Origin of the sequence: Mesorhizobium sp. M0145 (assembly GCF_040322355.1) — a bacterium.
Lineage (GTDB): Bacteria > Pseudomonadota > Alphaproteobacteria > Rhizobiales > Rhizobiaceae > Mesorhizobium.
On record NZ_JAMYTK010000051.1, the window covers coordinates 1 to 13098 of the forward strand.

At 59.8% G+C, this 13098-nt stretch carries 9 protein-coding genes and 2 pseudogenes; 10 read left to right on the forward strand and 1 reads right to left on the reverse strand.

Annotated elements, in window-relative coordinates; translation table 11 throughout:
• Nucleotides 1-783 (reverse strand): annotated as a pseudogene (locus tag NKJ28_RS32465) (IS5 family transposase); the annotation flags it as partial.
• A 217-nt stretch (nt 784-1000) separates the two neighbouring features.
• Here NKJ28_RS32465 and NKJ28_RS32470 point away from each other — a divergent pair.
• The 10 genes and pseudogenes from NKJ28_RS32470 to NKJ28_RS32515 all read left to right on the forward strand — a co-directional run.
• Nucleotides 1001-1172 (forward strand): annotated as a pseudogene (locus NKJ28_RS32470) (IS5/IS1182 family transposase); the annotation flags it as partial.
• A 375-nt stretch (nt 1173-1547) separates the two neighbouring features.
• Nucleotides 1548-2714, forward strand: a complete 1167-nt coding sequence (locus NKJ28_RS32475; protein ID WP_352638526.1) for a M20 aminoacylase family protein — start codon at nt 1548-1550, stop codon at nt 2712-2714.
• A gap of 72 nt (nt 2715-2786) precedes the next feature.
• Entirely contained in the window at nt 2787-3890 is a 1104-nt protein-coding gene (locus tag NKJ28_RS32480) for an ABC transporter substrate-binding protein (RefSeq protein ID WP_352638527.1), read from the forward strand.
• 146 nt (nt 3891-4036) lie between these two features.
• Nucleotides 4037-5137: an ABC transporter ATP-binding protein gene (locus tag NKJ28_RS32485; RefSeq protein ID WP_352638529.1), complete on the forward strand. Its 1101-nt coding sequence runs from the start codon at nt 4037-4039 to the stop codon at nt 5135-5137.
• A 21-nt stretch (nt 5138-5158) separates the two neighbouring features.
• Nucleotides 5159-6937, forward strand: a complete 1779-nt coding sequence (locus NKJ28_RS32490) for an ABC transporter permease subunit (protein WP_352638530.1) — start codon at nt 5159-5161, stop codon at nt 6935-6937.
• Between the two features lie 379 nt (nt 6938-7316).
• Nucleotides 7317-7844, forward strand: coding sequence for an FAD-binding oxidoreductase/lyase (locus NKJ28_RS32495; RefSeq protein WP_352638531.1), 528 nt, complete (start codon nt 7317-7319; stop codon nt 7842-7844).
• 9 nt (nt 7845-7853) lie between these two features.
• Nucleotides 7854-9110, forward strand: a complete 1257-nt coding sequence (locus NKJ28_RS32500) for a sarcosine oxidase subunit beta family protein (RefSeq protein ID WP_352638533.1) — start codon at nt 7854-7856, stop codon at nt 9108-9110.
• 17 nt (nt 9111-9127) lie between these two features.
• A complete protein-coding gene (locus NKJ28_RS32505) occupies nt 9128-9394 on the forward strand; it encodes a sarcosine oxidase subunit delta (RefSeq protein ID WP_352638534.1) in 267 nt (88 codons plus the stop codon).
• Nucleotides 9391-12471 (forward strand): FAD-dependent oxidoreductase, encoded by a 3081-nt coding sequence (locus NKJ28_RS32510; RefSeq protein WP_352638535.1) that lies wholly within the window; start codon nt 9391-9393, stop codon nt 12469-12471. Before NKJ28_RS32505 ends, NKJ28_RS32510 begins: the two co-directional genes overlap by 4 nt.
• Nucleotides 12464-12970, forward strand: coding sequence for a sarcosine oxidase subunit gamma (locus NKJ28_RS32515; RefSeq protein ID WP_352638536.1), 507 nt, complete (start codon nt 12464-12466; stop codon nt 12968-12970). Before NKJ28_RS32510 ends, NKJ28_RS32515 begins: the two co-directional genes overlap by 8 nt.
• Nucleotides 12971-13098 lie beyond the last annotated feature (128 nt).

Below are 13098 nucleotides of genomic sequence, written 5' to 3' on the forward strand. Positions count from 1 at the left end.
TGAGCGCTTCAGCGTGCTGGCCACCGACACCTTCACCCCGAACTCGCAGGGGCGCATGCGCCTTGCCCCTACCGATGCATTCCACCTCGTGCGCATGCAGGCTGTAGATTTTGCGGCCGCGCTAGCGCTGACGCTGCTCGAGAACGGTGGAGGCCTGGTAAAGCGCCATTTGAAGAGCGCGTCCAGTTCCGCATCGCCGGCGATCTGGCGGGAGATGTCGCGAACGGTCCGGCCGAGATAGGTCTTGAGCCTGCGCAGCGCCTTGTTGGCCCGCTTGAACTGCTTGGCGTGCGCATAGCGCTGGTGCTTGATCAGCGCCAGCTTGCCGACCCGCACATAGGTCTGGCGCAAATCCAGCCCCGCCCGTTTGGCCAGCCGCACCAGCCGCTCGCGGGCGCGGTGGATGAGCTTGGCGTCGGTCGGGAACATCACGTTCTTCGGCTGCACGGTCGTGTCCACGATCACTTGGCGCGTGTCGGTCGGCTTCATCGCCCCGGTCTTGACCGCAATGCTGAGGCTTTCCTGCAAAAGCGCGACGATCCGCTCCTCGCCCATGCGGCTGCGCCAGCGCGTCATCGACGAGCGGTCGAAGGGCAGGTCGTGGCGGAAGAACTCCTCGCCGCACAGATACTGGAAGTAGGGGTTTTCCACCCAGCGCTCGCACAGCACCTCGTCCGACAGGTTGAAGGTGTGCTTGAGGATCGCCAGCCGGGTCGGCAGCGGCGGCATGCCGGGACCGTCCGAATAGACCGCACCGAAACGCGCCTCCAGCACCGGCCGGTCGAATTTATCTACAGCCGCGCCCAGCCGGCAAAATCGGCTTCACCAAGACCATCAACGCCGGGCGCTACAAGGCTGGGCAGCCCAACGTGCTGACCTTGTGCGGGGTGCTGATGCATTCGAGCTTGCCCGTCACCCTCACCGGCACGCCCCTCGCGCCCGACCCGGGACGGGCGCTTCTTCTATTCGCGCGGCGGGACTGTATCGGCTGCGATCTTGACGCCGCGAGCGATGGTCGGAAAAGGACAAGTAGCTCTATAAGTGCCACAGGTGGCGCTCGGAAGGCTATCGGTCTCGGCAAAATTCAGGCCTATCTCACCGCGGCGGCGGTCAACCTGAAGCGACTGGCGGCCGCTTTGCTTGCCCATTTTCTGGGTCTGGTGATGCTCATACTTCCGCTGGAGCCCGTCAACGAGCTCTGAGACGGCATACTGCCAGTTCTGAGATCAGAGCCTCCCCAATGCGGGTCAACCGCAGAAAAAGCAGGCTTCTTCAACAGCCCCTTCGTCCCCATTAAGAACTTCTCCCTGCCAAGCTCGATATGCGGCGATCCATGTCGACCGCGTAGCCAACCCTGCACCGGCAGCTCTCGTCTCAATGCGTAAGACACTTGACGTCTCCAAGGCAATTAGACAACCCCATCAGGCTTAGATGCCATCTCGGTTCTAGATGAAGCCGATATGCAAAATGCATTTGACGGTACGCGCTGGGTGTATGATTTTGATGACAGCGCTAAGTCGCCTCGCCAAAAAATTTGGGAACAATAGATGCAAAGCGTTGAGACTTTCCGGGATTTGCAGGGCGAGGCAACTGAGTGGCGCCGCTACCTCCACCAGAATCCCGAGCTCGGTTATGAAGTACACAACACAGCTAGCTTCGTGGCCGAGAAACTAGCTTCATTCGGCATCAATCATATCGAAACGGGGATCGCTGAAACCGGTATTGTCGCAATCATTCAGGGCGAAGGCGGAGACGGGCCGACGATCGGGCTGAGAGCCGACATGGACGCCCTGCCGATCCGAGAGGCCTCGAGCAAGCCTTGGTCTTCGCAAGTGCCAGGCAAGATGCACGCGTGCGGCCACGACGGTCACACAGCTATGTTGCTGGGGGCGGCCAAATATCTGGCAAAGACGCGCAACTTCAAGGGCTCCGTTGCCCTGATCTTTCAGCCGGCGGAAGAAGATGGACAGGGCGGCCAAAGAATGGTCCAGGAAGGCATCATGGAGCGGTTCGAGATTTCCCAGGTTTTCGGGATGCACAACTCGCCGGGCCTAGAAGTTGGCAAGTTCGCTATTTGCGATGGCCCTACCGCTGCCGCTCTTGATGAGTTCGACATTGTGGTGAAGGGCAGGGGGGGGCATGCAGCCAGTCCGCATCGGACCATTGATCCAATCGTTATTGCGGCACAAATCGTCCTCGGCCTCCAGACTTTGATCTCGCGGGGCACGGACCCGCTCGAGTCGCTCGTGATTTCTGTAACCAAGTTAGAAGCCGGCACGGCATACAACATTATACCGGAATATGTTAAAATATCTGGGACCGTGCGGTCCCTTGCATCTGAGCTAAGAGAATATGCTGAACGACAGATCAGGAAATGCGCCGAAGGCATAGCGCAGGGATACGGTGCGGAAATTGAGTTCAAGCACCGGCGGCTCGAACCCTGCATGGCAAACCACACGGAAGCGACTAATCTGGCGATAAAGGCGGCATGCGGGCTCGTCGGATCTGAGTCCGTTAACGATAGAATGCGACCCAGCATGGGAGCTGAGGATTTCGCTTATATGCTTGAGGCACGGCCCGGCTCTTACATCAACCTAGGCAATGGCCAGACCCCTGCATTGCACAACCCGGCGTATGACTTCAACGACGAAGCCCTGCCCTATGGCATCGGCTATTGGGTGAACTTAGTCGATACGACGCTGGCCCGGGACTAAGGCCGCGCGACTGAGTCGCCACATAAAAAACGAATCCTGTCAAAGCGACGGGACATTGAGGCGGAGCAAAAAATGAGCATGCCGATAGACCGTAGACGTTTCATCCAAGGAGCTTCCGGTATCGCTATAGGCGCGATGTCTTTCCAGCCCCGCCGCGCCTCTGCTGGGTCCCCGGGCGAACTGACAGTCGCACTCAATGGTGGCGATTACGCAAAGGCGTGTATCGAAGCCTATGTGAAGCCATTCGAAGCTGAGACGGGAGTTAAAGTGATACCGATCGGCGAAGAAGTCCCCCCATCCACGCTTGAGCTAATGGTGTCGACCAATAGCGTTTCGCTGGACGTGATCCCTGTATCCGCGTCCACAACTGTCATAGCGCCTAAGAAGCGTCTCCTGGAGGAGATCGATTACTCCATCTACAAGAAGGACGAGTTGGATGCGATCATAGACTACACCAGGACTCCGTACAGCGTCGGGTCGATCGTTTACGCACTCTGTATGGTTTACAACACCGAGAAGTTCCCGGCTGGCAAACCGCGGCCAACTACTTGGACGGACTTTTGGGATGTCAGCAAGTATCCCGGGGTTCGCGCGATGGCTTCCGGCGTATACGGATCAGACGGCCCGTGGGAGGAAGCTCTGTTGGCGGACGGTGTGCCTGCTGACGCCCTCTATCCTTTGGATATCGACCGAGCTGTCGCCAGCCTTGACAAGATCAAGCCGCATATCCGCAAATGGTTTGTTACCGGGTCGGAGAACCAGCAGTTGCTGCACGATAAGGTTGTCGACCTTGCGCAATCCTACGACGGCCGGGCTATTGCATTGATGGATCAAGGTGCGCCGATTGAGGCCAATCGAAACCAACAAAAGGTGACTTGGGAAAGCTGGGGTATCCCGAAGGGCGCCAAAAATCTGCAGAACGCGCAGAAATTCATTGAATTCATTACCCGGGCCGACAGGCAGGCCGCATTTGCACAGCTCATTCCTTATGGCCCAGCGAACCAAAATGCTTATAAACTGCTGCCAGTCGGTGTCGGACGAAAATTCGCCAGCCACCCTGATTACCTGAAGTCTAGCATAGTAATGGACCCTGAATGGTACACCAAGGCAGGACCAGACGGCGTGACAAACATCGAGCGGCTTGTCCATCGTTGGAACGAGTGGATTCTTCAGTGATCGCCGATCGCTGAGCGTATGGTGAAGGCGGCCAGTCGGTCGCCTTCCTGATTGAGAGCTGGATTGAGCCGCCGCCTCCGGCACCCTTGCGATTTAGAAGCAGTGTGTCCGGAAGCTGCGTCAGGTTGCGTGGTAGAGGATCAGTCATGACCTTGCATCTGAAAAGCACCACGCTGCCAATGGCCAAGGACGAAGCATTGAAAATGAGTTCGGCTCCTGCGCAGATTGAGTTCTGCAACGTGACCAAGATGTATGGGGCGGTCGCTGCGGTCAAGGACTTGTCACTCGTGGTTCGTCGCGGCGAGTTTTTGACTATTCTCGGGCCAAGTGGTTCGGGCAAGACCACAGCGTTGATGCTGCTCGCCGGATTCGTAGCGCCTACTGAAGGAGACATCCTGATTGGTGGGAAATCGGTCGCATCAGTGCCGTCTTACCGCCGCGACCAAGGCATCGTCTTTCAGAGCTATGCATTGTTTCCGCACCTCACCGTGCGCCGAAATCTGGAATTTCCACTCGAAATGCGGGGCGTCAAGGCCGCCGAGAGGGCAAGGCATGTCGATCGAATGCTTGAGCGCGTCCACCTTAAGGATTATGGCGGCCGGATGCCATCGCAACTGAGCGGGGGCCAGCAGCAGCGTGTAGCGCTTGCGCGAGCGCTGATAGCCGATCCGCCGATTCTCCTCCTCGATGAGCCACTGGGCGCCCTTGACCGCAATCTTCGCGAGCAGATGCAGGGCGAGATCAAAAGCCTGCACCGAGAGTATGCCAAAACCACTGTATGCGTCACGCACGACCAGGAGGAGGCGCTCACACTGTCGGGCCGCATCGTCGTCATGTGCGACGGTCGAATCGAGCAAACCGACACTCCAGAGGCTCTCTATGACCGACCTATGAACCAGTTCGTGGCGAATTTTCTGGGCGAGGCAAACTTCCTCGAAAATTGCGGATTCAAAGTCGAATCCGATGCCGCGCCACCCTTCGGGACCGTCGCGATGCTTCGGCCAGAACGTATCTGCGTCGCCGGTCCCGCGGCTCCGATGCGAGCCGACTCTGACCAAAGACAGTCAGTCGCCGGCACTGTCGCAGACATGATTTATGCTGGCCCGTTGCGGAAATACCATGTGCGCGCCGGGAACAGTGTGCTGATTGTGCGCGAACACGTTGCCGCGGGCCAACAGATCTTTCGACCTGGCGACGAGGTACGTCTCGACTGGTTGCGCGCAGACGTTCGCTTTGTCAGTGCGTGAGGCGCCGAAAGGGGAATCGGGATGAAGACGTTTCAGAAACTGGGCCGAATGCCCATCCTGCTCACTGGCCCCACCCTCGCCGTGCTGCTCGTGGTATTCGGCATGCCGACCATCCTGCTCTTCCTGGCCAGCCTCAAGGCGCCGGCCTTCTCGCTCTCCAACTACCAGTCGTTTTTCAGCCAGCCGGCGAATATCCGTGTGCTGTACCAGACCCTTGAGATCAGCGGGTTGGCCACGGCAATCTGCCTCCTCGTCGGCTACCCTGCGGCCTATCTGATCGTGGCCGCATCGAAGAGGTTGCGCATCGCTCTCATCCTGGTCGTCGTCATCCCCTATCTGACTAGCCTGCTAGCGCGCACCTATGCGTGGATTGTAATCCTCGGCGACAATGGCTTGATCAACAATCTGCTGCTCAAACTTGGACTAATCTCTAGTCCTATCCAACTCATCTATAGCCGCTTAGCCTTGTATATCGGTATGGTACACATCATGCTGCCGATGATGATCCTAGCGCTCGTTAGCGTCATGATGGGGATCGACAAGTCACTCATGGCGGCTGCCCGAAGCATGGGCGCGCGACCGATCACCGCCTTCTGGCGGGTATTCTTCCCGCTCAGCGTGCCGGGCGTGCGCAGCGGCTGTCTGTTGGTCTTTATCATCTGCCTCGGCTTCTACATCACGCCCGCAGCCCTTGGCGGATTGGGGGACGCCATGCTTTCGACCTTCATCGCGTCGCAGGTCCAAACTTTCTTTGATATGGGGCGGGTAGCCGCGTCGGCCTTTATCCTCCTGGCGGTCGCTATCGTCGTGCTCTCCACGTTCGGGCTTGATCTTTCTGGTACGCAGGGACGAACGGCGCAAGCTCCGCGGAGATCTCCGGCCAATCGAATGCCTATTGTCGCCGGGTTTAAACGCTATGTAGACGAACTTTTTACTGCCCGTCGGGCGAAACGTTGGACGACGTATCTCTACCGGGCCGGTAGTCAAAGCAATTGGTCAAAGATGGTCGGTATTATATTCCTCGTGTTGGTCGTTTTTTACCTGCTGGTTCCGGAACTTCTCGTCGTCATCATGTCGTTTAGCTCGGGACAGTTTTTGGAATTTCCGCCCCCGAGCCTTTCGCTACAGTGGTACCGCGCCTTCTTCGGCGATCCATCTTGGTATGGCGCCGCCTGGACCAGTATCCAGATCGGCATTTTGACTACTATCCTGTCCACCATCCTCGGCATGCTCGCGGCTTACGGCCTCAATCGCAGTCCTCCGCGGCTGCGCAGTTCCTTGACTATGGTGATCCTGATGCCGATCACCTTTCCGATTATCGTTGTGGCAATAGCGACTTATCTCGGGCTGCTCAAACTCGGGCTGCTCGGCTCGATGACCGGGATCATCCTGGCGCATACCATCGGCGCTATCGGCTATGTCGTCGTAATCGTGTCTGCTACGCTGGCGAATTTCGATTCCGCGCTGGAGCGGGCGGCTATGAGCATGGGAGCGAATCCGTTGCGGACTTTTATCAGGGTGACACTGCCTTTGATCAGGCCTGGTATCATTGGTGGCGCCGTGTTCGCGTTCCTTGCCTCCTTCGATGAGATCGTCATCACATCGCTGGTAGCCGGGTTCTCGATCCGCACTCTGCCAATGAAGATGTGGGAGAATATTCGCAACCAGATCGACCCAACAATTGCCGCGGTGTCGTCGCTACTGATCCTCGTCCCAGTATTATGTCTAATCGTCCTCTACGTCTCGGGGTGGCGATCGACGCCGAGCCTTCAGCGCGCGCGCTCACAACCCGCAGCTTGAGACGGCGACCTTCAGTGTCAGCATCAGGGCCGGATTTAAGGCCTACAGTTTGGTGTTTGCTGGCCGAGCTATCATCCATGGTGATCTAACGCTCGAACCAACCTGCATCGCAGACCCCTGTCCACAAATTTCCGCGATGGCCTGATCAGATGGAAGATGCCCTGCGCTAGTAGCCAGCGCCAGCTGAAGCGCATCGGGTAGCGGTCTACCTTTGGAGGGAGGCCAACTCAACTCAACGCGACCGCATGCCAAGAAGCTACGTCTTCTGTCATCTAAAATCGCGATGATGCCGTTCGCGACTCTATGTTGGCGAATTCAACGCCAAGTGGCGCATACATCACGGGCAGTGGTTCGCTCCCTCGACGCAAAGTGACGTGAAGTGCAGATCGAAAATGTTCATCTTCCGCCCGGCAATGGCGCATTTTTCTGTGCCGACCAAGCTACTATTCTGATCGGCGCGGCTCGGGATGGGTTCATCCATGTTGGTGAACTGATTACGACCGGGTTCAGGTCCATCCGCATTTTCTATGAACTAACGTTTAACCTCTGGGAGGGATCCGAGCGGGAGCCGGGCCGTAACTTGATGGTCAGCCAGCGTGGTATGCTAAAGAACCTCTTTCATCCTGAGTCCCAAGGTTACGCCGTCGCAAGGCATGGCAAGGCGATGCGGCATGATCGCGTCGATGCCGAGATCCTCACAGTCGAGAAGGTATGCGCGATGCTACCCTTCCTCGACTGCGACACAGAGTACTTCTCCATTCCGGGTGGCCTGCTGCAGAGGCGTGCCGGCACCGCGCGCCAAGGTCTCCGGCTTAAGGACAGGGGGATCCGACTCTCCGAACCTATCCGCATCATCAGGCGGGCAGAGGAAACTTTCTGCAGCTTCGACTGCCTCTTCGTCAAATAGGAACACCGTATGCGCGGCTATTCGGCCTTTTCTATCCTGCGCAATGGCCTTACCGGCCAAAGGTACTGGCGGCGTGCCTGGCGCGCTCCCGATCCGAAGCCGTCCTATGATGTTGTCATTGTGGGCGGCGGTGGGCACGGCCTCGCGACCGCATTCTATCTCGCCGAGAACCACGGCATACGCAATGTCGCCGTGCTAGAGAAGGGCTATGTCGGCGGCGGCAATGTCGGCCGCAACACCACTGTCATTCGCTCCAACTATCGGCTCAACGGCAACACCCAGTTCTACGAATTCTCGATGAAGCTCTGGGAAGGCATGTCGCAGGCGCTGAATTTCAACGTCATGTTCTCCCAGCGCGGCATGCTCATCACGGCCCACTCGGCCGACCAGCTCGATGGCTTCGGCCACCGCGCCAACATCATGCGGCTGAATGGTATCGACGCCGAAATTCTCGACCGCGACGAGGTGCGACGGCTCGTCCCCTACCTCGATTTTTCCGAAACGGGGCGTTCCCCAATCCATGGCGCGATCTTGCAGGGTCGTGCCGGCACGGCACGTCATGACGCCGTGGCCTGGGGCTACGCGCGCGCCGCTGACTCTCATGGCGTGGACATTATTCAGGGCTGCGAGGTGAAGGGTTTCGTTCGTGTCGGCGAGCACACCGTAGGCGTTGAGACGACGAGGGGCCGCATCAGGGCCGGGAAAGTTGGGCTTGCGGTGGCGGGTCACACCTCGGTGCTCGGACGGAAGGCGGGCCTCGAACTGCCCATAGAGAGCCATGTCTTGCAGGCTTTCGTGACGGAGCCGATCAAGCCCTTGGTCCACCAAATCGTGGCCCACGGCACGGAGCATTTCTACGTCAGCCAATCTGACAAAGGTGGGCTGGTCTTCGGCGGCGGGCTCGACGGTTACAATTCATATGCCCAACGCGGCAATCTCGGCATGGTACGCGAAGTCGCGGAGGCGGCCATCGCGCTAATGCCCTGCATTTCCCGCCTGCGCATTCTGCGCCACTGGGGCGGGGTGATGGACATGACGCCGGACGGCAGCCCTATCATCTGCCCTACGCCAATCGACGGGCTCTACCTAAACGGTGGATGGTGCTATGGCGGCTTCAAGGCCACGCCGGCTTCTGGATGGTGTTTCGCGCATACCATTGCTACCGGAAAGCCGCATCCGCTCAGCGCCGCCTACAGCCTGGACCGTTTCCGCACCGGCCGCACGCTCGACGAGGCCGGCGTCGGGCCGTTCGCCTGGCTGCAATAACCGAGAGACCTAAGACGATGCTACGTATCGAATGTCCCTACTGCGGCCTGCGCGACCACGATGAGTTCCGCTACGGCGGCGACGCGTCCGTTGTCCGTCCTGCCCACGACGATGCGGATTTCGAGGCTTGGTACCGTTACATCTTCGTGCGCGAGAACCCGGCCGGACCGCATCGCGAGTACTGGCAGCATGTGACGGGCTGCCGTCAATGGTTGGTGGTCGGGCGCGATACACGCAACCACGAGATCACCTCGGTCCGCGACGCACGGGAGGCGCGCGCATGAGGCGGCTTCACGAAGGCGGCCGGATCGACCGATCGCAACGGATCGAGTTCACCTTTGATGGCAAGCCTCTAGCTGGTTTCCCAGGCGATACGCTAGCTTCGGCGCTGCTGGCAAACGGAATCAGACTGGTGGGCCGCAGCTTCAAGTACCACCGGCCGCGCGGGATCTATTCTGCCGGGCCGGAGGAACCGAACGCTCTCGTGACGGTGGGGGCGGCCGGTCGCCGCGAGCCGAACCTGCCGGCGACCACGGTGGAACTTGCCGACGGGCTGGTTGCCGAGAGCCAGAATTGCTGGCCATCGTTGAAGTACGACATCCAAAGCGTCAACGGATTGTTCGCGCCGTTTCTGTCAGCCGGTTTTTACTATAAGACCTTCATGGGCCCGACGCGGCGGGCATGGATGTTCTATGAGCATTTCATACGCAAGGCCGCTGGACTCGGCCGAGCCGGTGAGGAGGCCGACCCGGATCGCTACGAGGCGCGCCATCTCTTCGCCGACGTGGCGGTGATCGGGGCCGGGCCGGCGGGGCTTTCGGCCGCGCTGGCGGCGAGCGAGGCAGGCGCAAGGGTTGTCCTCGTAGAGCAGGATTTCTTAGCTGGCGGTGGGCTTTTGTCGAAGCCGACGGACGGCGAGGCCCAAGCCTGGCTTTCCGGAACCCTCGCCCGCCTCGCCGACATGCCGAATGTTTCCATGATGACGCGCACCACAGCGTTCGGAGCCTATGACAGCAATGTGCTCGGGCTCGTGGAGCGGCATAGCTCGGCAACCATTGATGCGGCAAAAGGCGAGGCGCGCCAAATGCTGGCGCTTTTGCGCGCGAAAACGATCGTCTACGCTACGGGATCGATCGAGCGGCCGCTTACCTTCGCCAACAACGACCGGCCCGGCATCATGCTGGCGTCCGCGGCGTGGACCTATCTGAACCGCTTTGCCGTACTTGCGGGTGCGAGGGTGATGGTCGCAACCGACAATGACAGCGCCTATCCGGCAGCCTTCGACCTTGCATCGGCCGGGGCAGAAATAACGATAGCTGACAGCCGCGCCAAACCGACACACGAGCTTCTGGAACAGGCGCGCCGCCGGGGCATAGCCGTTCGCACCAAATCTGTGATTTCCAATGCTTTGGGGCGTCATGCCGTAAGGGCTATAACGCTTTGCGTCCCTGGCGGTACAGTTACGGTCGAATGCGACTTGGTTGCGGTCTCCGGGGGCTGGTCGCCCACTGTGCATTTAACCTCCCATCTCGGGGTCAAACCGGTCTATCGCGAAGACCTTCGCGCTTTCGTTCCCGGGAAGTTTGGAGCGTGGCACTCCGTGGCCGGCGCAGTAACGGGAACCTGGACCACAGCAGGCGCGATCGAGGAGGGGCATCGTGCAGGGGCCGAGGCATCTGCGTTCTGCGGCGCAACGAAATCAGTCCGGCCGCCCGTCAGGCTGGATCTTACTGAGATCAATGCGGAACCGAGCCTCCTCTCAAATCGCTCGGCACCTCCCTCCCACTTCTTGAGTGGAGAGGATGGAAGCCCTGACATTCGGCCGGAGCATCCTCTCCCCCTTCGATCGACGGAGAGTTGGTTCGCGAAGCGAACCGGAGACGGAGGAAAAACAAAGGCGGAAGTTGCCGGAGGCAAGGCCTTCGTCGACTTGCAGATGGACGTGACCGCCAATGACATCGCGCTGGCGCATCGCGAGGGATATGGGGCGGTCGAGCATCTGAAGCGCTATACGACCCTCGGCATGGGCACTGATCAAGGCAAGGCAAGCAATTTCCTTGCGCTTTCAGCCATAGCTGGTCTGCGCGGCGTGAGGGTTCCGGAAGTTGGCACCACAACTTTTCGGCCGCCTTACACCCCGGTCACCATCGGGGCGTTAGCAGGGCGAAGCATCGGCCATCACTACAAGCCAATCCGCCGTACGCCTATGCATGACTGGCATGCTGCCAACGGCGCGCACATGCTGAAGACCGGCTTTTGGATGCGGCCCTTGTTCTATTCTGCTTCCGGCCGCGATGTGAACGAGGCCTATGTCGCCGAGATGCGACTGCTGCGCGAGGCCACGGGACTGATGGATATCTCAACGTTGGGCAAGATCGACATCCAAGGACCAGACGCGGGCGCATTCCTTGACCGAGTTTATGTGAACGGGTTTGCGAAACTTCCGGTCGGCCGTGCCCGCTATGGCGTGATGCTGCGCGACGACGGCATCGTCTTTGACGATGGCACGACGACGCGGCTCGGCGAGCGCCATTTCTTCATGACGACATCGACGGCGAAAGCCGCCGACGTGATGTCCTGGCTCGAATTCCTGCTGGATACCGCCTGGGCCGAGCTTCGCGTCTCGGTGACCTCCCTTACTGACGAATGGGCGGCCATGTCGGTGGCCGGACCGAAGAGCCGCGACGTCCTCGCTGCCGCTTTCCCCGATGTCGATGTCTCCAACGAGGCGTTGCCGCATATGGGCCTGCTCGAAGATAAATATCGCGACTGGCCCCTGCGCATCATCCGCCTCAGCTTTTCCGGCGAGAGGGCTTACGAAATCTATACCGGCGCCAGCGTTGGCAAGGAGGTGTGGTGCCGGCTGATCGAAGCCGGAGCGCCGTTCGGTCTTAAGTCTTACGGCGTTGAGGCGCTCGGTGCGCTGCGCATTGAAAAGGGCCATGTCGCCGGGCCGGAGATCGACGGCAGGACGACGCTCGACGACCTCGGACTCAGCCGCATGGCGGGCAAACGCAGTGGCTTCGTCGGCGAGGTACTTGGCCGCCGCGAAGCCTTCAGCGACCCGGCGCGCCCGTGGCTGGTCGGGCTGCGCTGCCTCGAGCCAGGCAAACGGTTGAGCGGAGGCGCGATCCTGTTCAGGCCTGGCGAGCCGATGGACGGCCACGGTCTCGGCCGGATCACCTCGGTGACCTATAGCCCCACCCTCGACACCTGGGTCGGGCTCGGACTGCTCGCCCGGAATGCTGCGGAGGAAGGCACCGAGATTGTCGCCACTGATCCGGTAAAGGGCCAAACGGTTCGGGCCCGGATAGTCTCGCCTATATTCCTCGACCCGAAGGGAGAGCGGCTGCATGGCTGATGGTTCGAACGTGGCAGGGTTCGAGATGGCGGCTTATGACTGCCCGATCCTCCAATTCGAGGGCTGGGACGGCGCGATAGCGCATTTCGAGGTGGAATTGAGTAGGTCGCTGGGCGGCCCGCTGCCGCACAAGGTGGGCGACACTGCTCGTCATGACGACTGGCTCGTAATCAGGATTGCGCCGCGCCGGTTCTGGGTGCTTTGCGACGGCCCGCCGCCTATTATCGATGTCGACGCGGAACTCGGCTGCGCCCTCTCGCTCGGACAGGGTAGGATTCGGCTCCGGCTTACCGGCAGGGGTCTTAAACATGTGCTGGAGCGATGCGTCTCGGTGGATTGGGAGGCACTGGGAGATGGACAGGCAGTCCCGACCGGTCTCGATCGCATGCCGGTGCTGCTGCTGCGCAGGAGCAGGTTCGAATGCGACCTTCTCGTCCCCCGCAGCCTCAGCAAGAGCCTGATGGATTGGATTGCCGATGCCTCCGCCGCCTGCACCTGACTACTGCCCCAAACGTTCGAAATGGGCTGCCCACCTAGCTGCCTTTGAGGAAAGCAAAGCCAAGACAGCCTCGTGCAATCGTCATTTTATCAAAAATAGGCAAGATAGGAGAAAGCTGCTCATGCCGG